The organism is Streptomyces sp. NPDC030245, from assembly GCF_055572995.1.
In genome coordinates this window covers 867,875-890,767 of record NZ_JBVICF010000002.1, presented here as the reverse complement: position 1 = coordinate 890,767, position 22,893 = coordinate 867,875, and the positions used below count along the sequence as shown (strand labels likewise).

Annotated in this window: 15 protein-coding genes; 6 read left to right on the top strand and 9 right to left on the bottom strand. The window is 70.4% G+C overall.

Annotation, left to right across the window (positions count from 1 at the left end):
• Window positions 1–161: 161 nt before the first annotated feature.
• Window positions 162–677 (top strand): MarR family winged helix-turn-helix transcriptional regulator, encoded by a 516-nt coding sequence (locus tag ACZ4Z4_RS08370; protein WP_468323957.1) that lies wholly within the window; start codon window positions 162–164, stop codon window positions 675–677.
• Here ACZ4Z4_RS08370 and ACZ4Z4_RS08365 read toward each other — a convergent pair.
• The 3 genes from ACZ4Z4_RS08365 to ACZ4Z4_RS08355 form a co-directional block, all read right to left on the bottom strand.
• On the bottom strand, window positions 607–1,569 hold the full coding sequence (locus tag ACZ4Z4_RS08365; protein WP_468323954.1) for a DUF3048 domain-containing protein: 963 nt from the start codon (window positions 1,567–1,569) through the stop codon (window positions 607–609). The genes ACZ4Z4_RS08370 and ACZ4Z4_RS08365 overlap by 71 nt on opposite strands.
• 68 nt (window positions 1,570–1,637) lie before the next feature.
• A complete protein-coding gene (locus ACZ4Z4_RS08360; RefSeq protein ID WP_468323952.1) occupies window positions 1,638–3,458 on the bottom strand; it encodes a hydroxysqualene dehydroxylase in 1,821 nt (606 codons plus the stop codon).
• 206 nt (window positions 3,459–3,664) lie between these two features.
• Entirely contained in the window at window positions 3,665–4,738 is a 1,074-nt protein-coding gene (locus ACZ4Z4_RS08355; RefSeq protein WP_468323949.1) for an ATP-dependent DNA ligase, read from the bottom strand.
• Window positions 4,739–4,812: 74 nt separating this feature from the next.
• Here ACZ4Z4_RS08355 and ligD point away from each other — a divergent pair, with 74 nt between their 5' ends.
• Window positions 4,813–5,844, top strand: coding sequence for a non-homologous end-joining DNA ligase (ligD, locus tag ACZ4Z4_RS08350; RefSeq protein ID WP_468323947.1), 1,032 nt, complete (start codon window positions 4,813–4,815; stop codon window positions 5,842–5,844).
• 21 nt (window positions 5,845–5,865) lie between these two features.
• Here ligD and ACZ4Z4_RS08345 read toward each other — a convergent pair whose 3' ends face one another.
• Window positions 5,866–8,013 (bottom strand): OmpL47-type beta-barrel domain-containing protein, encoded by a 2,148-nt coding sequence (locus ACZ4Z4_RS08345; protein ID WP_468324195.1) that lies wholly within the window; start codon window positions 8,011–8,013, stop codon window positions 5,866–5,868.
• Between the two features lie 86 nt (window positions 8,014–8,099).
• Window positions 8,100–10,625 carry a ThuA domain-containing protein gene (locus tag ACZ4Z4_RS08340; protein WP_468323944.1) on the bottom strand — a complete coding sequence of 842 codons (2,526 nt, stop codon included), beginning with the start codon at window positions 10,623–10,625 and terminating at the stop codon, window positions 8,100–8,102.
• A gap of 199 nt (window positions 10,626–10,824) precedes the next feature.
• Here ACZ4Z4_RS08340 and ACZ4Z4_RS08335 point away from each other — a divergent pair, with 199 nt between their 5' ends.
• Window positions 10,825–11,916, top strand: coding sequence for a multicopper oxidase domain-containing protein (locus ACZ4Z4_RS08335; protein WP_468323941.1), 1,092 nt, complete (start codon window positions 10,825–10,827; stop codon window positions 11,914–11,916).
• A 39-nt stretch (window positions 11,917–11,955) separates the two neighbouring features.
• On the opposite strand, the gene ACZ4Z4_RS08330 is transcribed toward ACZ4Z4_RS08335, so the two are convergent.
• Window positions 11,956–13,437, bottom strand: coding sequence for a hypothetical protein (locus tag ACZ4Z4_RS08330; protein ID WP_468323939.1), 1,482 nt, complete (start codon window positions 13,435–13,437; stop codon window positions 11,956–11,958).
• 73 nt (window positions 13,438–13,510) lie between these two features.
• Window positions 13,511–14,248, bottom strand: coding sequence for a VOC family protein (locus ACZ4Z4_RS08325; protein WP_468323936.1), 738 nt, complete (start codon window positions 14,246–14,248; stop codon window positions 13,511–13,513).
• Window positions 14,249–14,432: 184 nt separating this feature from the next.
• On the opposite strand from ACZ4Z4_RS08325, the gene ACZ4Z4_RS08320 reads away from it, so the two are divergent.
• The gene (locus tag ACZ4Z4_RS08320; protein WP_468323934.1) at window positions 14,433–15,479 is read left to right on the top strand and encodes a LacI family DNA-binding transcriptional regulator; all 1,047 of its coding nucleotides are present in this window, start codon (window positions 14,433–14,435) and stop codon (window positions 15,477–15,479) included.
• A gap of 32 nt (window positions 15,480–15,511) precedes the next feature.
• Here ACZ4Z4_RS08320 and ACZ4Z4_RS08315 read toward each other — a convergent pair whose 3' ends face one another.
• A complete protein-coding gene (locus ACZ4Z4_RS08315) occupies window positions 15,512–16,756 on the bottom strand; it encodes a glycoside hydrolase family 64 protein (protein WP_468323931.1) in 1,245 nt (414 codons plus the stop codon).
• Window positions 16,757–17,221: 465 nt separating this feature from the next.
• The gene (locus ACZ4Z4_RS08310; protein ID WP_468324193.1) at window positions 17,222–20,458 is read right to left on the bottom strand and encodes an RHS repeat-associated core domain-containing protein; all 3,237 of its coding nucleotides are present in this window, start codon (window positions 20,456–20,458) and stop codon (window positions 17,222–17,224) included.
• Window positions 20,459–21,069: 611 nt separating this feature from the next.
• Between ACZ4Z4_RS08310 and ACZ4Z4_RS08305 the strand changes: the two genes are divergently transcribed.
• Window positions 21,070–21,432: a hypothetical protein gene (locus ACZ4Z4_RS08305; protein WP_468323928.1), complete on the top strand. Its 363-nt coding sequence runs from the start codon at window positions 21,070–21,072 to the stop codon at window positions 21,430–21,432.
• A gap of 147 nt (window positions 21,433–21,579) precedes the next feature.
• A complete protein-coding gene (locus ACZ4Z4_RS08300; RefSeq protein WP_468323925.1) occupies window positions 21,580–22,380 on the top strand; it encodes a VOC family protein in 801 nt (266 codons plus the stop codon).
• Window positions 22,381–22,893 lie beyond the last annotated feature (513 nt).

The following is a 22,893-nucleotide window of genomic DNA, read 5'->3' as shown; positions in this document are numbered from 1 at the left end:
ACTGGGCGGAACCAACGAATTAATCAGCGCACTGACTATTGCGGCGAGGATAGGGGGGCCCGAACTGCCGCACAAGAGCTGTGCAGTTCGGATCGCGAAGCGAGTACTGTTCAGTGCACCGACGAAAAGCGCCGGAGAGTCGAAGCGACACGGAGGACCCCATGGCCGCGGTGGACCTTGCCACCCACCCCGGGCACCTGGCCCGGCGGCTTCAGCAGGCGCATCACCTGCTGTGGAACACGATGGTGTCCGAGGAGATCACATCACCGCAGTACGCCGTGCTCAACGCACTCGTCGCCGAACCCGGCCTCGACCAGCGCACCGTGGGGGAGCGGGTGGGCCTCGACCGGTCCACGATCGCGGAGGTCGTCGCCCGGCTGATCCGCCGCGAGCTGCTCGCCAAGGTGCGCGACCCGCGGGACGCCCGCCGCTACCAGCTGCGCCTCACCGACGACGGCCGGCGCACGCACCGCGCGCTGACCGTGCGGACGGCCCGGATGAACCAGGTCCTGCTCGCCCCGCTCTCCGCCGACGAGCGCTCCGTCTTCCTCGAACTGATCCAGCGCGTCGCGGACGCGGCGGAGGAGCTGCGCGCCCCGGCCCCCCTCACGCCTTCGCGTACACCACCCACACCTGCCCCTTCGCGAACGGCAGCCGCCCGCCGTCGGCCGTCGTGAACTCCGTGCCGGACCCGGCCGTCGGACGCTTCCACCGCGCCTCATAGGCGCGCCCGTCCCGCAGCACGCTCGCGGACCCCTCGCCGACCGTCTCGGTGAACGGCGAGACGCTGCCCGAGCGGTCGTGGAAGCGGGACGGCCGCACCTTCACGTACTGCACGACGACCGTCGAAGGGCTCAGCTCCTTCCCGCCGGACGTCCGCGCCCGCTCCCCGTCCATCGCGACGCGCCAGCGCCCCTCGTACTCCACCCAGTCGAAGGTGAAGCGCGCCGCGGGGAAGCGGACCGTCCGCCGCGTCTGCGGTGTGCCGCCCTGTGGACGCGGCCCGAACCGGAACCCCGCCTCGGCCAGGGCGTCCTCGCGCGGGTCGGCCTTCAGGGCGTCCGGGCGTACGAAGAGGTTGTGCGGCGCGGGCTTCGCGCTGCCCCGGTAGTACGCGCCGTCGGGCGCCCTGCCCGGCGGCAGCGCCCGCACGGGCGCGCCGGCGATCAGCGGCAGGAGCTTGGACTGCGCTCCGGAGAACGCGAGCACGGGCTCGTCGAACTGCCGCAGGAGTTCGAGGTCGGTCTCGCGCGCACTGCGCACGGGACCGACGGCGGACGGCAGCCGCGACGCGTACACCGCCATCAGCCGGGTCAGTCCCGCCTCCACCTGCTCGACGTACACGACGTCCGCGGCGTCGAGACCCGTCTGCGGACGCGCCGGACGTACGTTGTCGACCTTCACGGCGAGCACGCCGCCACCGCCACCGCCCGACCCCGGAGGCTTTCCGTCCGCCCCCTCGATCGTGCAACCGGACACCAGGGCGGCGAGTGCGAGCGCCACCGCCGCCCCGGCCCTGCTCCGTGCCCGTGCCCGGGTCCGTGTCCCCGTCCGCGTCCGCCGTGTCATGCGGGAGTCCTACCCCGAACGCGCCCGGTCGCAGCCCGCCGGCCGAGATCCCGTCAGCCGAGATTCTGTCAGCCGAGATCGAGGGCGTTCGGCAGGCCGAGCCGGTAGCGGGTGCGGTCGTGGCGCTTGAGGGCCTCGATCGCGGGGACGCGGTGCAGCGGCCGCACCGTGCACGGCTTCTGGTCCGACCCCACCTGCTTCAGCAGGGCGTTGACCGCCTGGCGGGCCGAGGCGTTGGCGCCCTCCATGGTCGCCAGGTCGATGTCGACGGAGACGTAGTCGCCGGAGAGGAAGAGGTTCGGGATCCTCGTGGCGGCCGACGGGCGGTTGTGGAACGTGCCCACCGGGTGGATCAGGAGCTCGTCCTCATTGGTGGGGTTCGGCGTGCCCAGGCCGTCGACGCCCGGGTCGAGGAACCACGAGTGGAGCTTGCTGTCGCTGAGGACCGTCTTCCCGGTGTCGTTGAGGGCGGCCTTGAGCTGCGCCCACACCTCCTTGGCGACCTCGTCGCGGGTGCACTGCTTGGCCGTCTTGCCGTACAGGATGCCGGGCTTGTCCCATTCGGAGATGTCCACCGAGAGACAGTCGACCGCGACGCCGTCGCCGTAGTCGGCGGGGAAGTCGCGCTCGGGCCAGTGGCCCGCCTGGGCGATGCCGGTCAGTGACCAGGGCGAGTCGATGAGGTTGAAGTGGCCCTTCACGACGGGCGGGCGCTCGGTCAGATAGAACTGGATGCCCGTCATCCAGTCCGTCTGCAACTTGTCGCAGCGCGCCAGCTGCGGATCGGCCGCCCTCAGCTCCCTGCTCCAGGTCCTGCGCGCGTGCTCCACCGGCATGGCCTGGACGTAGTGGTCGGCGGTGATGTCACGCCGTACGCCGTCGGGGTCCTCGACGACCGTCTTCGTGATGCGGCCGCCCCCGAACGCCAGCTCGCGCACGGTCCAGCCGATGCGGAACTCCACGCCGAGCGACTTCAGGTGGGTGACCCACGGGTCGATCCACGCCTCGTTCGTCGGCGCGTTCAGGATGCGGTCGGGCGGGCCGTCCGCGCCCTGGCCGAGCGCGTTGAAGACGAACGCCTCGCCGAGCGTGCCGACCGTGCGGGTGCTGGCCTCCTCCGCCTTCGTCGCCACGATGTTGCGGGTCACGCCGATCACGAGGATGCGCTGGTAGTCCTTGGACATGCGCTCGGCGCGGGTGAAGTCCCACCAGGGCGTCGACTCCCAGTCGTCGTCACGGCGTTCGTCGCAGCTCGTCAGGAAGACCAGGGCGCGGTTCACGAAGTACGCGGCCTCGTGGGCCGGCAGGTTGAACGCGGTGTCGAGCAGCGCGGTGAGCGCCCGCCGGATGTCGTCCAGGGTGAGCTTCTCCGGCTCACTGCCCGGCCACGGGATCGGCATCCTGAGGTCCTCGCGGCCGGTGCGCGCGAACGACATCTCGCGGGGCGCGACCAGGTTGTCCCACACGCCGTTCGCGTTCCCGGGGAACGGGATGCGGCGCATCGTGTCCGGCAGGTTGTGGTAGATGCCCGGGATGAACCGGAAACCGTGCTCGCCGGGCAGCGGCTTGCGGTTGCCCTTCGCGCTGCCCGGCACGTCCATGCTGCGGGCCTTGCCGCCCAGCTCCCTGCGCTCGTAGACCGTGACGGCGAAGCCGCGCTCGGCGAGCTCGTGCGCCGCCGTGAGCCCGGCGACGCCGCCGCCGAGCACGGCCACCGACTGCCGCGCCCGCGGGGCGTCGCGCGCGGTCCGTGCCGGCGTCGCGCCGGGCGCGGCGGCCGCCGCGGGCGACGCTCCCGCCGCCACTCCCAGCGCGGCCGCCCCGCCCACCGCCGCGGCCCCCGCGACGAACCCCCGCCGCGTGCTTCCCTCGACACCGCTGTGCCCCATGCCCCGCCCCCTTACCCCAGGTAACTGACGTATCGGTCGCAGGAGCATACGGTCGCCGTCGGTGGGGCGGAAGGTACCCGGGTGGCGCATCACACAATGGCGTGATTGTGGCGTCCGGGAGGTGTGCGGCGACGGAGGCGGTGAAGGGGCGCGGGGAAACGGATGCGGTCGGCGCGCGTGGCCGACACGTGAGCCGGCACGTGAGGTCAGCCGGTGGTGGTCCCCAGCGCGTCCGCCAAGGCGTACCGCACCGGCTCCTCCAACTGCGCGTACGTACAGCTCTCCGGGGTCCGGTCCGCGCGCCACCTGCGGAACGCGGCCGTGTGCCGGAAGCGCCGCCCGCCCTCCATGTGGTCGTACGCCACCTCGCAGACGAGCTCCGGGCGCAGCGGCACCCAGGAGAGGTCCTTCTTGCCCGACCAGCGGCTCGGGGCGCCGGGCATGCGGGCCGTCTCGTGCGCCGTCTCGTCCGTCCAGGACGCCCACGGGTGCCCGGCCGCGGACTCCATCCGCAGCGGCTCAAGCTCCTCGACGAGTTCGGCCCTGCGCTTCATCGAGAAGGCCGCGCACACGCCCACGTGCTGGAGGGCGCCCCCGTCGTCGTACAGTCCGAGGAGCAGCGAACCGACGACCGGCCCGCTCTTGTGGAAGCGGTAGCCCGCGACCACGCAGTCCGCCGTGCGCTCGTGCTTGATCTTGAACATGAGGCGTTCGTTCTGGCGGTAGCGCAGGTCGAGCGGCTTGGCGATCACACCGTCGAGGCCCGCGCCCTCGAACTGTTCGAACCACACCTCCGCCACCTCGGGGTCCGTGGTCGCGGGAGCCAGATGGACGGGCTCCGTGACACCGGCCAGCGCCTCCACCAGCAGGGCGCGCCGCTCGGTCAGGGGCGCGTCGAGCAGCGCGTCGTCCGCCAGGGCGAGGAGGTCGAACGCCACGAACGAGGCGGGCGTGCGCTCGGCCAGCGTCGCCACGCGCGAGGCCGCGGGGTGGATACGCTCCGTGAGCGCGTCGAAGTCGAGGTGGCCGTCCCTGGCGATCACGATCTCGCCGTCCACCACGCACCGCTCGGGCAGCCGCTCCCGCAGGGCCGCCACCAGCTCGGGAAAGTAGCGGGTCAGGGACTTGCCGGTACGGCTGCCGAGCTCGATCTCGGCGCCGTCCCGGAACACGATCGAGCGGAACCCGTCCCACTTCGCCTCGTACTGCATGCCCGGCGGAATCCGCTTCACCGGTTTGGCGAGCATGGGCTTCACGGGCGGCATCACCGGCAGATCCATGGTCCGATTCTGCTCCGAAACATCACTTGCCGCCCGGTATGCGTGGAATGCCGGGGACGCTTAGCGTGACTGGCATGGGTGCAGCCAAGGGCAGGAGCGCGGCCGTGGAGATCGACACGGGGGAGCGGACGGTGCGCCTCTCCAGCCCGGACCGGGTGGTCTTCCCCGAGCGGGGTTTCACCAAGCTGGACGTCGCCCAGTACTTCCTGGCCGTGGGGCCGGGCATCCTCCGCGCGCTGCGGAACCGGCCCACGACCTTGCAGCGCTATCCGGAAGGGGCGGCCGGCGAGTTCTTCTACCAGAAGCGCGTCCCGAAGAACCACCCCGACTGGATCCCCACCGCCACCATCGCCTTCCCCAGCGGCCGCACCGCCGACGAGATGTGCCCCACCGAGGTGGCCGCCGTCATCTGGGCCGCCCAGTACAACGCCCTCACCTTCCACCCCTGGCCGGTCCGCGGCGACAACCTCGACCACCCCGACGAGCTCCGCATCGACCTCGACCCGCAGCCCGGCACCGACTACACGGACGCGGTACGGGCCGCCCACGAACTCCGCGCGGTCCTCGACGAGTTCGGCGGCCTCGTCGGCTGGCCCAAGACGTCGGGCGGGCGCGGGCTGCACGTCTTCGTGCCGATCGAGCCGCGCTGGACCTTCACCCAGGTGCGCAGGGCCGCGATCGCCTGCGGACGAGAACTGGAACGGCGGATGCCGGACGCGGTCACGACGGCCTGGTGGAAGGAGGAGCGGGGGCAGCGGATCTTCGTGGACTACAACCAGACGGCCAGGGACCGCACGATCGCCTCCGCCTATTCGCTCCGCGCCCGCCCGCACGCCCCCGTGTCGGCGCCCCTGCGCTGGGACGAGGTCGAGGACGCCCGCCCCGAGGACTTCGACCTCGCCACCATGCCGGCCCGCTTCGCCGAGGTCGGCGACCTCCACGCGGCCATGGACGACCACGCCCACTCCCTGGAGGCCCTCCTGGAACTGGCCACCAAGGACGAACAGGACCACGGTCTCGGTGACCTGCCGTACCCCCCGGAGTACCCGAAGATGCCGGGCGAACCGAAACGCGTCCAGCCGAGCCGGGCGAAGCACGAGAAGTGAGACGCCCGGCCCGGCCGGTACCTACAGCTCCTTGATCCGGATGTCCCGGTACGACACCACGTCCGTCACACCGTGGACCTGGAGCCCGACGTAGCCGGAGGCGTACCTGCGGCCGTCCGTGCCGGGGTCGTCGGCGCGGGGCGGGGTGAAGTCCTGGCCGCCCGTGTTGTCGAACTCATTGATCAGGACGCCGTTGCGGTAGACCGAGTAGTGCTGGTCCACCACGCGGATCTCGTAGTCGTTCCACGTGCCCTTCGGGGTGACCCCGGCGCCGGCCAGGCCCACCCGGTCGAAGCCGTAGATCGAACCCGTCTTGTACATGTCGCCGTCGGGCCGGTCGTGTACCTGTATCTCGTGCCCGTACTTGATGGCGACCCACTCGGGACGCGACTCCTCCGGGTGGTCGTGGACCTGCGGGAAGCGCACGAAGACACCGGAGTTGGTGTTGCCGTTGCCCGGCGCGTCGTCCCGCCACTGGAGCTTCAGCGAGAAGTCGCCGTACTTCCGCTGCGGGTACCAGAGCATGCCCATGCCCTGGACCGTGGTGGAGCTGGTGATGGTGCCGTCGGCGTTGAGGCCGAACTTGCCGCCGCCCACCTGCTCCCACTTGTCGAGGGACTCCTTCGTGCCGTCGAAGAGCTTGCGGTAGCCCTCCGTCTGGCCGGGCTTGCCGATGCCGGACTGCTGGGCGGCGCGGTTGATCTTGTTGTACTCACGCCTGTCGATCTCGCCCGCCCGCAGGAGCCTGTCCGTCACGCTCTTCACGTGCTTCAGGAAGAGCGCGTGCGACGTCCACTCCTTCTCGTCCTCGATCAGCTCACCCACGCGGCAGCGGTTGTTCGTGACGCGGTTGGGGATGCCCGTGTCGACCGTGCCCACGAACACCGTCAACCGCTCGTCGTACTCGGGGCAGTTGGGGGCAGGCACGCCGCCGCCCTCGGCCACCGTGAAGGCCACGGTCTTCGCCTCGGCGGCGTTGCCCGCCTTGTCGCTCGCCCGGTACGCCACCGTGTGGCGGCCCGCGCGGTCGACGACGACCGGCGCCTCGTACGCGAGGTAGGGGCCGCCGTCCAAGGAGTACTCGACCTTGTCGACGCCCGAACCGGCGTCCGTGGCGGTGACCGTCACCTTCGCCTTCCCGAGGTAGGCGCCGTCCGAGTCCTTGTCGCCCTCGACCTTCGCCGACGTCTCGGGAGGCGTCCTGTCCTCCACGGGCGGCGCGACGACCGTGAAGTCGACGGCCTTCTCGGCCGCCTGGTTGCCCGCCTTGTCGGACGCGCGGTAGCGGACCTTGTGGGTGCCTGCCTCATGGAGCATGACCGGCGCGGTGTACGCGGTCCAGGCCCCGTCACCGATCGCGTACTCGATCCTGTTGACGCCGGAACCGGTGTCGGACGCCGTCACCGTGACCGTCGCCATCCCGACGTACTGCCCCTGGTCGTTCTGCTCACCGGTCACCGTGGCCGACGTCTCCGGCGGCGTCCTGTCGTCCGTCGGCGGCGCCACGACCACGAAGTCGGCCGCCTTCTCCGCGGACGTGTTGCCCGCCTTGTCGGTGGCCCGGTAGCGGATCTTGTGGGTGCCGACCCGGTCGACGACCACCGGCGCGGTGTACGGCTGCCACGCGCCGTCCGCTCCGACCGCGTACTCGATCCGGTCGACGCCCGACCCCTCGTCCGTCGCGGTCACGGCCACGGAGGCCGAACCGACGTACGCGCCGTCGGCGTTCGTCTGCCCCTCCACCTTCGCCGCGGTCTGCGGCGCCGCGGTGTCCTCGCCGCCGCCCTCGGTCACGACCAGGATGCCCTGCATCGCACCGTGGCCGGGGATGGTGCAGTGGTAGCGGTAGCGGCCCGGGGTGAGCGTCACCTCGGCGGTGTGCTTGCCGCCCTGGTCGTCGTTGGGGTTGGCCAGGATGTTCAGCGGGACGTCGTTGTTGTACTCCGGGTCGGAGACGTCGAACGTCAGGGTGTGGGGCATGCCCGTCGTGTTGCCCGTCGCCTCGCTGTTCTCGAAGACGATCGTCGTCGGCCCCGCCACCGCCGTCGTGGGCGCCGACTTGTACTTGGCGATGTCGTTGTCGGCGGTCCAGGTCAGGGTCTGGGCGGCGGCGAGCCCGGTGTTGTCGGGCCGCGCCGTCGCCGCGGTCGACGTCAGCCCGAGCACCATCAGGAGCGCGGCGAACAGCGCCGTGCACAGTCTTCGTTTCCGTATGCTCCGCCGGCTGCGCACGGCCCGTCGGTTCGCAGTACGCATCATCCCGCCTTCCTTGCCAGGTCCTCGGCGGCCGGGGTCGCCGCCCCGCCCTTGTACGTCACGCGCCACAGCGCCGACTTGGAGTCCGAGGTGAAGAAGCCGCGGCCGTAGTCGAGGACGTACAGCGAGCCGTCCGGCGCGAACTTCCAGTCCATGAGGTTCTTGATGCCGTCGTTGCCGGTCGGAATGATCTTCTTCAGGGATTCGGCGTGGACGGGCAGGCCGCCGCCGCCCACCGTCTTCGGATCGGTCACGACCGCGTGCCGCGGCTGGTCGCCGTCGTAGAAGTCACCGACGAACCACTTCCCGTCCCAGTACGAGGGCCACTTGTCGGCGCTCGTGCTCGCCGCGTCGTAGCGGTAGACGGGGCCGTTCATGGTGGCCTGGCCGCCGCCCTTGAGCCACGGCAGGAGCAGCTTCTGCTCCGACGTCCGGTAGCTCGGCACGCCGTTCGCGTCGCGCGGGTAGTCCACGCCACCGCCCTGCGGCGAGTACCAGATGTTGTTGGGCTCGGCCGGCGGGATGTTCACCAGGCCGTCGTTGTTGGGCGACTCGTTCTTGAGGTTCTTGCAGTCGTACCAGCCCAGCGGCTTCGTCGGGTCCGGCAGGTTCCGGTCGCGGTAGGGCTGGTTGTTGCCCATGCAGTACGGCCAGCCGCGGTTGGAGGCGTGGGTGATCGCGGCGAACGTGTCGTACTTCGCGGGGCCCCACGTCGTCGACGGCGTGCCGGCGTCCGGGCCGACCCACCCCGCGTACAGCGTGTCGGTCTTCTTGTCGACGGAGATGCGCGCCGGGTTCCTGACGCCCATCACATAGATCTCTCCGCGCGTCTTGCCGCCGCCCTCGGCCTGCTCCTTGCCGGTGAAGAGATTCCCCTCGGGCAGTGTGTACGTCCCGTCGGGCTCGGGGTGGATGCGCAGGATCTTGCCGTTGAGGTTGTTGGTGTTGCCCGCGGTGCGGCGGGCGTCGGCGAACGAGACGCCCTTGAAGTTGGGCTGCGGGTTGTTGCCCGAGTAACCGCCGGTGAATCCCGAGGAGTTGTTGTCACCGGTCGCGATGTAGAGGTTGTTCTTGGAGTCCCAGGCCATCCCGCCGCCCGCGTGACAGCAGCTGTGGATCTGCACCGGCCACTTCAGGAGCACCTTCTCGCTCCCCATGTCCAGCTTGTTCGTGGCCCGGTCGAGCGTGAAGCGGGAGACGTACCGTTCGGCCATGTGCGTCTCGCGGTTGATCTTCGAGTGGGGCGTGTAGTGCAGGTACACCCACCCGTTCTCCTCGAACTCCGGGTCCAGTTCGATGCCGAGCAGGCCTTCTTCGACCTTGATGAGCTCGTCGCCGCCGCCCTTGTTCCCGAAGACCGTCAGGGCGCCCGCGAGGGTCACCTTCTTGGTCTTCGGGTCGTAGACGTGGATCTCGCCCGTGCCCTTGCCGATGTCCGGGTTGTTCCAGTCGGTGACGACCGGCTGGGAGGAGTCGGCGCCGCCCCGCCCGATGTAGAAGACCTTTCCGTCGGGCGCGGTGACCAGGCCGTGCGGCTCGCCGATCTGGTCGTTGCGGCCGGGCTGATTGGCCTGCGTGAGGCGCTCCGCCTTGTAGTTGGCGTTGATCGTGCCCTTGCAGTCGGCGCGCGCGATGCGGGTCGTCCACAGCAGGGCGCCCCGCAGATGCCCGCGGAAGTCCGCTTCGTCGTACGACGCCGCGGTGCCGCCCATGCCGGTGTAGAAGGAGCGGCCGCCGTCGTAGTCACGGCACCAGGAGACCGGGTGGTCCCAGCCGTTCGCCCCGGAGCCCGGCTTGTATGTCGTCTCCCGGACACGGGCGACCGTATGCACCTCACCCGAGGGGTTCTTCGTCCAGTTCAGCCACCGGTCGGGGCGCTTCCACTGGAGGGGCAGCTCCTTGGTCGCCGGGTGCTCGCGGTCGCCGACCTCGACGGTCGCGCGCTGGACGTCCGTCGCGCTAGCGTCGGCGGGCCGGGCGCCGATCAGCCCGGTGAACCAGGTCGAGTACGGCTCGGCGCGGGCCGCGTCGTGGATGCCGAGGAAGCCGCCACCGGCCTCCATGTAGGCCTCCAGGCCCGCCTCCTGCTCGGGGTCGAGGACGTCTCCGCCGCCGGTCAGGAAGGCCACGGCGTTGAACTTCCCGAGCCTGGCCTCGTTCGTGAAGACGGCCGGGTCGTCCGTCGCCTCGATCCTGAACCGCTCGGCGGCCGGGCCCGACCGGCCGATCTTCTCGATCGCCTCGATGCCGGCGTTGACCACAGGGGACTCGTCGCCGCCCGCCGCCGAACCGTGGAAGACCAGGACCTTGACGTTGGCCCCGCCGGGCGGCGAGGGAAGGGACATCGTTGTCAACGGCGGTTCCGGGTACGGCCGCGCGGCAGCGGCCTGCGCCGAGAGCGCCCCGGTGACCAGGGCTCCGGACAGCAGCGCGGCCGTCCAGGCCCGGCGCGAGCGGTACGGTCTGTGTCGTGCTCGGATCGACCCTCGTACGGTCAAGGGCTCTTGATGCGGTGTGCGCCGCATGAGTACACCCACCCCTCGTCGGTCACAGCAACAGCGCCGACGAAGCTAGACCTCTTTTCGCAACTCGCCAATAGGTATCACCGCGATAGCACGAACTTTGTCCTGCGTGTGGATAAACGAAGGGGCGGCCGATACCGTGTGGCCGTCCCCGGGGCCTCTTGCGCCCCGTCAGTTGCCGTACCGCAGTGGGGAGTTCGTCATGGGCCGACGGAACCGACAGGATCTCGACAGGCGGAGCTTCAACCGGCGGATGCTGGTGGGCGGCGCGGCAGCGGCGGCCGGTGTGACATCGTTGTCCATAGCGGGCGCGCCCGACGCGAGCACGGCGGAGGCGCCGAGGACCGCCCCCGCGGGCGGCGAGGTCAAGCGCATCAAGATGTACGCGGAGAAGCTCCCCGACGGGCAGATGGGGTACGGCCTGGAGAAGGGCAAGGCCTCCATTCCCGGGCCGCTCATCGAGCTGAACGAGGGCGACACCCTGCACATCGAGTTCGAGAACACGATGGACGTGGCCGCCAGCCTGCACGTGCACGGCATGGACTACGAGATTTCCAGCGACGGCACCAAGCACACCAGGAGCCACGTCGAGCCGGGCGGAAAGCGCACCTACACCTGGCGCACACACGCCCCGGGCCGCCGCAAGGACGGCACCTGGCGCCCCGGCACCGCGGGCTACTGGCACTACCACGACCACGTGGTCGGCACGGACCACGGCACCGGCGGCGTGCGCAAGGGGCTCTACGGTCCGCTGATCGTGCGCCGCAAGGGCGACCTGCTGCCGGACAAGACCTTCACGATCGTCTTCAACGACATGACGATCAACAACAGGTCCGGCCACGACAGCCCCACTTTCGAGGCCACGGTGGGCGACCGGGTCGAGTTCGTCTCGATCACCCACGGCGAGTACTACCACACGTTCCACGTGCACGGTCATCGCTGGGCGGACAACCGCACGGGCCTGCTGACCGGCCCCGACGACCCGAGCCAGATCCTCGACGACAAGATCACGGGCCCGGGGGACTCCTTCGGTTTCCAGGTCGTCGCGGGCGAGGGCGTGGGGGCGGGGGCCTGGATGTACCACTGCCATGTGCAGAGCCACTCGGACATGGGCATGGCGGGGCTGTTCCTGGTGAAGAAGCCGGACGGAACGATTCCGGACTATGAGCCGCACCATGGGGTGCGGGCGGGGAAGTCGTCGAAGGAGTCCGCCGGCAAGTCGGCGAGGGAGCCCTCCGGCACGTCGTCCGCGAAGTCCTCGGAAGGCGCCGCTGGGGAGCACGCGCACCACTAGCCACCGTGCCCCCCCGGCAACCGACCGCGCCCCGCCCCCTCAGCTACCGGCGGCGCGCACCCGTCTCAGCAGCTCGTCCAGCATCTCGTCGAGGTCGTCCAGGTCGGGGTGGCCCTCCGGATCCTCCCAGCGGTCGACCCAGCCGCTCGCCTTCAAGTGCTCCAGCCGTTCGGCGAGGCGGGGCCGGACGTCCTCGGGGAGGCTGAACCGGGCGTCGATGGCCGCCAGGTGCAAGGCCGACAGGAACTCCCAGTGCACGTCGGGCGGTTCGAACTCGGTGAGCAGCCGGTCGTACGCGTCGGGGGCGCCGTGTTCCAGGGCGTGCTGGAGGGTCGCGGCCCGGATGCCCGGGGCGGGCGAGCCCGCGTGGCGTGCCATGGCGTCCCCGATGGTGCGGGCGGCGGGCTGGTCGGGGCGGGCCAGGCCGGCCAGGCTGCCGGCGGCGGCAGCGCGCACCTGGACGTCGGAGTCGTGGTCGAGGCGGTCGACGAGGGCGGTCACGACCTCGGTCTCCGCGGGGGTGTCGGGGGCCAGCAGCCCCAGGCCCGACGCGGCGGTGAGGCGGACGTCGGCGTCGGCGTCGCGCATCCTGGCGAGGAACAGGTCCACCGGCGGATCCGGCAGCCGTGCGACCGTGTGCAGCTGCACGTAACAACCCAGGAGCTGGAAATGGACGAACGGCGCCTGCTCGCGCGCCAGCAGATGGTCCAGGACCTCGCGGGTCCGCCGGCGCCGGAGCACGTCGTCCCGCATGATCTGGTGGTGCAGGGTCTCGACGCCCAGGACCATGCGGTCGTCGTCCGCGCTCATGCAGAGCGCCAGCGTCTCGTCGACCTCTGCGCCGTGCCGGGCGCGGTCGGTCCACGACTCGGCGTCGGGCTCGTCGACCAACGGGGCGAGCAGGGCGAGGCGTTCGTCACTGTCCTGCGGAAAGGCCAGGGCCCTGTCCAGGGCCGCGCGCGTCTCGTCCCGCACCCGCTCCGCCTCCTCGGCGGACAGCGGTTCGTTCCTGCGCAGCACGAGCGAGACGAGGAGGACGGCGAGGTCGAACGCGAGATCGCGGCGGAAGGTGCCGGGCGGCCCGAGCCGGTCGATCCCCTCGGCGGTCCAGCCCTCGCCGCGCAGATACCTGAGCCGTTCCCGCATGTCGTCGCAGAGGTCGTCGCCGATGTCGCGCGGCGCCGGGGGCCCGCCGAACTCCGCCACGCACCCGGTCCACGCCCGCACGAGGCCCTCCGGGTCGTCCAGATGCTCGGCGACGATCCGCTCCAGGCGCTTCCGGACCGCCGCGTCGCGGCGCAGCGCGGCGGCGAAGCCGTCCACCACGGTCTCGTGGAAGTCGTCCGTCCACGGCTCCCGCGCCACGGCCGCCGCCAGCTCCCTCAGCGCCCACTCCAGGTCGGCCCCCTCCGCCGCGTCGGCGGCCGCCTTGGCCCGCACCGCCACATCCGGATCCCGCAACGCCCCGGCCAGCTCCTCGTGCAGCTCGGCCTGCCTGCGCTCTCTCCGCTTCTTGAACATGGGGGCAGGGTATGCGCAGGGAGTCTCGCGCACGTGGTCCCTTCCTCGGCGGCGGAAGGGGCGGTGGCGGGCGTCAGAGCGGGGTGAGGACGCAGAACTCGTTGCCCTCCGGGTCCGCGAGGACCGCCCACGACACATCGCCCTGGCCGACGTCGAGGTCGGTGGCGCCGAGGGCCCGCAACCGGGCCACCTCCGCCGCCTGATCGTCACCGGGCCGGGGCCGGAGGTCGAGGTGGACGCGGTTCCGCCCGGTCTTCGCGTCGGGTGTGCGGAGGAACTCGAGATACGGGCCGACACCGTCGGCGGAGCGCAGCCTCGCGTGCTCGTCGGTCACTTCGTGCACGGTCCAGGCCATCGCACCGCCCCAGAACCGGGCCATGGCCCGCGGGTCGGCGCAGTCGACCACCACCGCGGCCATGGGCCCGGTGCCGCGGTAGACCGCCCGGGGCTCCAGCACGCAGAACTCGTTGCCCTCCGGGTCGGCGAGGACCGTCCACGGGGCCTTGCCCTGGCCCACGTCGACGGGCGCCGCGCCGAGTCCGCGGAGGCGCGCGACCAGGTCGGCCCGGTGGGCCTCGGAAGTGGTGGCGAGGTCGATGTGCACGCGGTTCTTCACCGTCTTCGGCTCCGGGACGGCGAGGAGGTCGATGCAGACGGCGGTGGGGTCGGGATAGGTGACGCCCGCTGGGTCGACGCAGGTCCCGGCGGGTTCGTCGCCGGTGACCTCCCAGCCGAGCGCCGCGGCCCAGAACCGGCCGAGCGCGGAGTTGTCCCGGGCCTTCATCGAAATCTGTACGAGCCGTGTCACCATGCCGCCGATCCTATGGCGGCGACGCGTGCATGCGGCGGGCGCACCGCTCGACGCCAGGCAAAGGACACCACGCGGACGGGCAGGCCAACCGGAGGAAGCAGGCGGCGACTTCACCCTCGCCCGGCAGCCCGGGAGCCGATACGGGAAGATGCCTCCTGAACATCGTCAGGGAGGAGTGACCGAGGTGACCGAGGAACCGCGCCCGACCCTGGAGGCCGTGGCGGCCCGTGCCGGGGTTTCCAGGGCCACCGTCTCGCGTGTCGTCAACGGCGACCCAGGGGTGCGGGAGGTGCTTGCCGAGAAGGTGCGGCACGCGGTCGACGAGCTCGGCTACGTCCCCAACCGCGCCGCCCGCAGCCTGGTGACCCGGCGCCACGACGCGGTCGCGGTGGTGATCGCCGAACCGGAGACACGGGTCTTCGCCGACCCGTTCTTCGCGCTGCAACTGCGGGGCATCAGCAAGGAGTTGACGGCCAACGACATTCAGCTCGTGCTGCTGCTCACCGAGGGGCGGGACGATCATGAGCGGGTCGGCCGCTATCTCGCGGGCGGTCACGTCGACGGCGCCCTCGTCTTCTCGCTGCATCTCGACGACCCGCTGCCCGGCATCATCCGGCGCGCCGGGGTGCCCACCGTGTTCGGGGGGAGGCCCGGGTGGCCCCAGGCGGGCCCCGGCGAACCGGGCGTCGCGTACGTCGACTGCGACAACCGCGGCGGTGCCCGCGAGGCCGTGCGCCACCTGGTCGGCCTAGGCCGCGGCCGTATCGCGCACATCACCGGGGCGCTCGACCAGACGTCCGCCGTCGACCGGCTCGACGGCTACCGCGACGTGCTGGAGGACGTGCTGGGCGACGCCGATCCGGGGCTGATCGCCGAGGGGGACTTCACCCCGGCGGGCGGCGAGCGCGCGATGCATGAACTCCTGGACCGTACACCCGACTTGGACGCCGTCTTCGCCGCCAGCGACCTGACCGCGTCCGGCGCCCTCCGCGTGCTGCGCGAGCGGGGCAGGAGGGTGCCGGACGACGTGGCGGTGGTCGGGTTCGACGACATGCTTCCGGTGGCCGAGCAGACCGATCCGCCGCTGACGACGGTCCGTCAGGAGATAGAGGAGATGGGCCGGTTGATGGCCGGGATGCTCCTGCGCGACAGGGGAGGGGTGGAGCCCGCCATCACAGAACCGGCCGGTGTGGTCCTGCCGACATCCCTGGTGCGCAGGGCCTCGGCGTGACCGGACCGCCCGCGGCGGGGGCGGGCGGCGCGTCAGGATCCCACGCTCACCGTGAACCGCCGCGGGTTCCCGTCGTGCGCCGCCCCCGACACGTCCGGCTGCCCGTCGGGACGCACGTCGTCGTACGGAAACGCGTACCCGATCGGGGAGTTGGCGTGCACCACGCGTGACCAGTGGTTGGTCACCGCGTCCCGGTAGTAGTCGGCCGTGCTCGTCCCGTTCGGCTGCTGGGGGTGGGTGAGCATGATGCTGCGGTTGAAGCCGGCCGCGAGCCGGGCGAGCAGGCCCTTCTTGTCGTCGGAGTCGTTCGGATTGTTGGCGAACGGGCCGTGGTTGCAGGTGAAGATGTCCTTCGAGGTGGGCTTGGCGAAGGAGTGGCCGCCGTTGAACGTCAGTACGTCGCCGCTGACACGCCCGGTGAACACGCCGCGGCCGCCCTGGAGGTCGATCCTGAGGTCGGTGCCGCGGTACTTGTCCCACACCCTGTCGATGTAGCCGCTCCACACATCGCGGAACGGCATCTGATCGGGCCTGTCGAAGTACGGTGCCATGAGGTTCTGCGGCGAGATCACCCGCAGTACGCCCCCGTTGTCGCCGCGGATGACCAGCTTGTCCCATGGCTGCCCGTCCTTCGCCGCCTGCGCGGTGAGGTCCGCCGCGATCCTGCCGACGGCCCCGTCCGGCAGCGGGGCGACGGTGTGCCTGGCGTCGCCCTCCAGGGTCAGCCCGATGGGCAGGGCGGTGACGAGGTCGACGTAGCTGATGTTGGCGTAGAGCTGCTGGGGGTTGAAGGTGAACTCGCAGAACGACCAGGTGCGGCCGTAGTTGGGGTCCGCGCGGGTGGCGAAGGCCGGCTCGACCAGCGCGGGGCCCGGGTTGAGGAAGAAGTCCAGCTTGTCGTCGCGTACGAAGTAGACGCGCGCGCCATACATCTGGGGCAGCGTCAGCACTCTGGGCGCCGAGCCCGCGGCGCCGAGCGGGATGGCACAGTCGACGGGCAGCGGGGTCTGCGGCGCCGAGGGTGACTCGGGGCGGTAGACGCCGCCGTCCGGCTTGAGCAGCAGCCAACGGCCGGTGCCCTGCTCGTGTCCGGTGACGTAGGCGCGGACCTGGCCGGGCAGCGACTTGTTGGCGAGGGCGAGTTCGCAGGTGGCGGGGGCGGTGGCGGCCGTTTCGCCCGCCCTGGCGCCGGGGCTGAGGGCGCTTCCCCAGAGGGGGTAGGTGAGGGCGCCGGCGGCACCGGCTGCGGAGGTCAGGAACGTTCGACGCGATATCACGGAAGGTCTCCTGCGCGGTGGGGGGAGGGGGCGGGGGCATCGCCGCCCCGAGGTGATGCAGGGTGGTGCGCGGTGGTGCACCACTGTCCCCACGCCGGAATGCGGCGTCAAGAGTTGTGACTGAGAGCGCTCTCAGAAATGTTGTTCCTTCACGTCATGGCAGCACCGGAGCCCGGCTCCGACGGGTCCAACCTCGGGACGGATGCGGACTCGTCGAACTGGCGCCGCCTGACGCCCACCCGCAGCAACACCGCGATCCGGAGAGGCCTTGAGGCTGAGGGTGCGCTGCCATGCGGCAGCGCACCCTTTTCGCTCACTTCCTACGCTGGCGCATCAGTTTGGTCGCCATGGCGACTCCAATGATCACGACCAAGACGACGATGAGAACCTGGCCCCACACGGGAAAGCCGGATCCACCGCCACGGCCCGCTGCGGATAGAGTCACCATTTTCTGTCCTCCGTCTTTTAGAAGGTGTACTGAGCCGTCGCAGAGCATCCAGGGCTCGAGTATTCGGTGCTGATGCCGGCCGTGGTGTCGCCTTCGTTGCTGACCGACGCCTTGTAGGGGCCCGCCGAGCATTCGATGCTGGCGGACGGGCCGGACGTGGCGTCACTACTGCTGGCGTCAATACCGCCGCTGACTCCTGGGCTGCCTACACCTGCCGAGACACTGGGGTGTACGGATCCGTCGTCGTTGACGGCCACGCCTCCGCCCACGCACCCGCCGAAAGCACATACCTCGCCACTGATGCCGATAGAGGCCAGGCCGCCCGGGTCGATGCGGTTGACCGGGTCGCCCTCGGCGTAGAGGTAGGGGTTCTTCTCCTGGCCGGAGGGGTCGGGGCTGTTGAAGCGGCCGATGTTGGGGTCGTAGTAGCGGGCCGCGAAATGGTACAGGCCGGTGGGGTCCTGGTAGCCGCCGGCGAACCGGTAGGGCTGGGGGACCTTCTCCGAGGTCGTCGACCGCTCCACGCCTCGGGGGCTGTAGCTGTAGGTGTTGACCTTGGTGCCGGACTCGTCCGTGACCGCGACGACGGAACCGAGCGCGTCGGTGAGGTAGAAGTACGTCTTCCCGTCCCGGGTCATGGAGTTGAGAGTGCCCCCGGGCTCGCGGTTGAAGCCGGTGTCGACACCGCCCGTCGAGGTGGCGGAGAGACCGAGGGGACCGTTGTGGAAGTAGGTGTCGCCGAGCCTGACGCGCTCGCTCTGGTCGGTGGAGCCGTACTGGCCCGCGTACGTCTTGCCCGCGACGGTCAGTGTGGTGAGCTGGCTGTGATCGGACCACTTCTCGCCGGTCCGGGTGCCCTCCGGGGTGGAGGCGCCGGCGGTCTCGTTGCCGTCGGCGTCGTACGACCAGTTCGTGGTGGAGTCGTCCTTCGCGGTGATCTGCTGGGCGTCGTTGATCGTGTACGTCGTGCCGCGCGGGCAGCCTGCGGCGGTGCCCTGGCTGGTCAGGTTGCCCGCCAGGTCGTAGCAGTACTGCCAGGAGGAGTTGAGCGTGGCGCCCTTCTTCTCTTCGGCGTAGGAGAATCGCCCGGCGCCGTCATAGGTGTAACTGGTCTCCGTGCCGCTGACGGTGTCGGTCCTGGTACGGATCTTGTTGCCGTCGGTCTTGGCGTCGGTGCCGTAGCCGTAGGTGTAGGCGAGGTCGACCAGGGTGCCCTTGCCGGAGGTCGCCTTGATCGTCTCTGGGCGGCCGGACTTGTCGACGTCGACGGTCTGCACGGTGCCACCGGGGTAGGCGGTCTCGGTGCGCGCGTCGTTGCGGTCGTACTTGTACGTCGTCACCCGGCCCTGCGGGTCCTTGAACTCCTTGAGCTTGTTGACCTCGTTCCAGGTGTAGTCGACCTTCCCTGCCGGGTCCTGGTAGTGGTCCACGTTGCCGGCGGGAGTGTAGGCGAGCAGCGTCTGGGAGCCGTCCTGGAGTGTGCGGACGGTCTCTCGCTGGAGCGGGTCGAAGGTGTATTTGATGGTGCCGGTGGAGTCGTCGCGCTGGCGCAGGTTGCCGTCGCCGTCGTACCAGTAGCGGACCGTGTCGTTGGTGGTGGAGACGGTCTTGATCCGGTCGAGGTTGTCGTAGGTGAAAACCTTCTTGATGCCGCGGCCGTCGGTGAGGGTCTCGGTGCGTCCGAGGCTGTCGTAGGTGAAGGTGGTCTGGCCCAGCGGCTTGGGTGGGACGGCCTTGGTGAGGTTGCCCTTGTCGTCGTAGCTGAAGGACGTCTTGACCGTCCTGGTCGACGACATCTTCGTCTCTGCGGTGCAGCGCTGCCCTTCGAAGCCGCCGCAGGTCGGGGACGCGGGGTTGTAGGTGTAGGAGACGCTGCCACCACCGGTGCCGGTCTGGGCGACTGACTTGGTGTTACCCGCGGTGTCGTAGGTGAAGGTGGTCTTCTCGCCGTCGGCGTTGGTGGCTTCCTTGGGCACGTCACCGCCGGCGATCGTCTGCCAGCTGGCCACCCCCTTGCCTCCGGTCGGAGCCTGCACGCTCTCCAGGTTGTTCCGCGTGCTGAACCCGTAGTCGGTCACGTTGCCTGGCGTGGTGCCGGTGCCCATGGCGTCGGTGGCCGTGTCGATGTTGTGGTTCGCGTCGAAGGACGTCTTCCGGTTCCGGTCGAGGGCGTCGGTCACGTCGGTGACCTGGCCGTCGCCGTCGTGCTGGTACTTCGTGGCGTGCTGCTCGGGGTCCGTGACGGTCGTCGTACCCGCCGCTGTCGGCGACTCCGCGCTGTACTTGTACGTCCAGGTGGGGCCGGTGTGGCCGGAGCCGTTGAGTTCGGTGGCCCGCAGCATCGAGGTCACGCGGTTGTGACTGTCGTAGGTGAAGACGGTGACGCGGCCTTCGGCCGTGGTGATCTTGGTCAGACGGTTGGAGGTGTCGTAGCCGAAGGTGGTGGTCTTGCCCTCGGCGTCGGTGGTCCTGTGCAGGTTGCCGACCGGGTCGAGGTCGACGACGGCGGTGCGGCCGGAGTTGTCCTTGGCCTGCCACTGCGAGGCGTCGGTCTTGACCAGGTCGATCCAGCGGCCCGAGCGGGTTTCGGTCAGCTTGAAGCCCTTGTGCTCGTCGCCCTCGTCGTGCTGGGTGACGGTGATGGTGCCCTTGTTCTTGTCGGTGACTTTGGTCAGGGTGCCGTGCTCGTCGTAGGTGTCCTTGGTGTGCGACTTCCAGTTGGTGACGGTGTACGTGCCGTCGGTGTTCTTCCTCAGCTCCTTGGAGTAGCCCTTGGGGGAGGTGAAGGAGCCGTCGGCGGCCTTCTTGAAGCGCAGGGTGTCGCCGGAGGCGTCGTACAGCACCACCTCGCCTTCGAGGACCTGGAGGTAGCGCTCGTACTGCTGCCACCAGCGCTGGGAGACCTTGCCCCACGGCGCGTCCAGCGAGTTGTAGGTGCGCGCCAGGGTGAGTTCCTGGCCGACGCCGGCGATGGAGAAGTCGGTGGCGGTCAGCATCAGGTTGCCGGTGGAGAAGTCGATGCGGGCCGTCAGCGCGTCGGTGATCGCGAAGTCGCTGATCCGGTGCCACGGCACGTCGCCCTGGCCCTCGGGCACATGCGACGGGATCTCGGCAGGGGCGACACGTGCGGTGGGTATGTCGCCGCTCCGGGCCCGCTTCTTCTGCTCGGTTCTCCATCGCGCGACCTCATCGGAGGGCTTGGCCTCGGCCTGCGGCGCGGTCGGCTTGTTCGTGCCGACCTTCACCGGCGGCATCGAGAACGACGGGGCGTGCTCGCCCCATGCCGACCCCGGCTCATCGGCCGCGACAGCGCCCGTGGCCGGCAGCAGGGACAGCGTCAGGGCGCCGGCCGCCAGAGCGGCGGCGGTGGTGATGGAGCTGGTTCTCTTGCGGGCACGCGAAATACGCGCACCGACGGTGCGTTGCGTCAAGGCTTCCCCCCACAGGAAGACACATCTCGCAGACCCCAGTGGTCACGAGGCGCACACAAGTTGCCACACGACCCCCACAGATCACGCGGCACTGCCCCCGAACATCCGTGCCACACGGGGCGGAACTGGCCCCTCCTTTCAGTAGTGGAAATGGCCTTAAAAGCCGCGGACGTGTCTCCCTTCGCGCCGCTGTTGCACTATGCGCAAACAGGAACATCCACAAGGTGGCCGGATAGTTGTGGTCCAGTCGCTGCGCGCCGGCACCCGCTGTCGATGTTTCGCACCCCGTCGGTCGGACCGGGCAACCTGGTCCGGAGGCTGGCTGTCAGTGCCACCGTCTATGTTCAGCGCATGGCACAGATGGACCTTCCGCTGGCTCCCGCAGGTGCCTTCCCGCTGGTGCGTTTCTTCCGTCGGGGCACCGGCTCAGCGGTGTGGACGACATCGCGATGATGTATGACGTGCTCGTGGATGTCGGCAATGACAACATCGACGCCGACCTGTGGGAGGGCGATGCACTGGCTGTGAATGTGCATCGCTGCGTGCCGTTCGCGCTGCCCGACGATGGCGGGGTCGCCTTCGTCGATCACCGCCCCGGACCTTTGTACGGTCACGTGTATGAGATGGGCATCGGGTCCGGAGACCTGGACGGAACCCTATGGGCAACCAGTCTGACGCAGTTCTTTCGCATCTTGGCGGACGCCTTGGAATTTGACGGTCCGTTCCTTAATTACTGGCCCACACCTTTCGAAGACGCATCAGGGCACCGTTGCCTGGAGTGGCATATCCGAACCTGATGCGGTACTGCGGCCGGTTTCCACTGTGACGCGGACGCGACATGCCGGGGCGGAGCATGTTCCGGGGGTGCGCGAAGCAAAGCGCTTCCTCGGTAGCGGGTGCCAGAATCAAGAGTGCGGAAGAGAGATTCGACAAAGGAGTCGATCATGCTCAATTACCGTTTTCTCACGGGAGCCCCCGTCTGGGTGGACTCGTGTGCGCCCGACCTCGACGGCGTCAGCGCCTTCTATCGGGAGCTGTTCGGCTGGGAGCTCCAGCGGGGCCCGGCGGAAGTGGGCGGCTACAGCCAGTATCAGCTCGGTGGCAGGACCGCCGCGGGTGCGATGGCCATGCCGGCGGACGAAGCGCCGCCGTCCTGGACGCTGTACTTCCGGACGCCGGACGTGGACGCCGCGGTGAAGTCGGCCGAGCAGGCCGGCGGCGGCACGCTGTTCGAGGCAGTGGACATCCTCGACCTCGGCCGCATGGCGGGCCTCGCCGACTCGGCGGGCGTGCCGTTCTCCGTGTGGCAGCAGGGGGAGCTCAAGGGTCTTGATGTCCTGAACGAACCGGGTGGGCTGGTCTGGACCGAGCTGTACACCCCGGACGTCCCCGCCGCCCTCCGGTTCTACGGCTCGGTGTTCGGCTGGCAGACCACCGAGGCCACGTTCCCCGGCGGGACGTACACGATGGTGCACCCCGCGGACGGCACGGCGGACGACATGTTCGGCGGCGTCGTGCCGCTGGCCAGTGACCCCTCCGAGGGCGACCGGCCCTATTGGCTGCCGTACTTCCAGGTGGACGACTGCGACAGCGCGGTCGCCAGGGCCCGGCAGAGCGGCGGCGAGGTCCGGATGGAGCCCGTCTCGATGGAGGGCGTCGGCCGCTTCGCGAAGCTGGCGGACCCGGCGGGCGCACGGTTCGCGGTCCTCCAGCCGTCGCCTCCCGGCGGCGAGCAGGGCACGTAGCGCGCGCCGGCGCCGAAGGGGGCGGGGCCCTGCCCGGCGGGCGGGCCCCGGGCCCCACACCGCCGGCCTTGCGCTGCCCGCCGCCCGCGCTACAGCGCCCGCCCGGCCCCGCCCCGCGACACGTGCCCGCCCGGCACCTCGCGGCGCGCGCACCGCTGCCTGCCCGACGCTGCCCGCGTGACACCGCTCCATGGCAGGCGCCGCACTGCCCGGCACGCCGAGGCCCAGCCGGGGCGGCATCCCGCGGTGTGCGGCACGCGGCATGCGGCGTGGGACCCGCCCCGCGTCACCGCCCCCCGGCCGTGGGCAGCCCTCAGCCCGGACATAGCTAGGCGGAGTGGGGCACCGGCGGGCGGCCCAGCTGGGGCGGCGCCCCGCGGCACGCGGCATGCGGCGTGGGACGCGCCCCGCGTCACCGCCCCCCGGCCGTGGGCAGCCCTCAGCCCGGACATAGCTAGGCGGAGTGGGGCACCGGCGGGCGGCCCAGCTGGGGCGGCGCCCCGCGGCACGCGG

Excerpts from the sequence above, each read along its gene's own strand:
- ACZ4Z4_RS08370 (WP_468323957.1), top strand. The coding sequence starts at position 162 with ATGGCCGCGGTGGACCTTGCCACCCACCCCGGGCACCTGGCCCGGCGG.
- ACZ4Z4_RS08365 (WP_468323954.1), bottom strand. The coding sequence starts at position 1,569 with ATGACACGGCGGACGCGGACGGGGACACGGACCCGGGCACGGGCACGG.
- ACZ4Z4_RS08360 (WP_468323952.1), bottom strand. The coding sequence starts at position 3,458 with ATGGGGCACAGCGGTGTCGAGGGAAGCACGCGGCGGGGGTTCGTCGCG.
- ACZ4Z4_RS08355 (WP_468323949.1), bottom strand. The coding sequence starts at position 4,738 with ATGGATCTGCCGGTGATGCCGCCCGTGAAGCCCATGCTCGCCAAACCG.
- ligD (WP_468323947.1), top strand. The coding sequence starts at position 4,813 with ATGGGTGCAGCCAAGGGCAGGAGCGCGGCCGTGGAGATCGACACGGGG.
- ACZ4Z4_RS08345 (WP_468324195.1), bottom strand. The coding sequence starts at position 8,013 with ATGGTGCTCGGGCTGACGTCGACCGCGGCGACGGCGCGGCCCGACAAC.
- ACZ4Z4_RS08340 (WP_468323944.1), bottom strand. The coding sequence starts at position 10,625 with ATGCGGCGCACACCGCATCAAGAGCCCTTGACCGTACGAGGGTCGATC.
- ACZ4Z4_RS08335 (WP_468323941.1), top strand. The coding sequence starts at position 10,825 with ATGGGCCGACGGAACCGACAGGATCTCGACAGGCGGAGCTTCAACCGG.
- ACZ4Z4_RS08330 (WP_468323939.1), bottom strand. The coding sequence starts at position 13,437 with ATGTTCAAGAAGCGGAGAGAGCGCAGGCAGGCCGAGCTGCACGAGGAG.
- ACZ4Z4_RS08325 (WP_468323936.1), bottom strand. The coding sequence starts at position 14,248 with ATGGTGACACGGCTCGTACAGATTTCGATGAAGGCCCGGGACAACTCC.
- ACZ4Z4_RS08310 (WP_468324193.1), bottom strand. The coding sequence starts at position 20,458 with ATGCCGCCGGTGAAGGTCGGCACGAACAAGCCGACCGCGCCGCAGGCC.
- ACZ4Z4_RS08300 (WP_468323925.1), top strand. The coding sequence starts at position 21,580 with ATGCTCAATTACCGTTTTCTCACGGGAGCCCCCGTCTGGGTGGACTCG.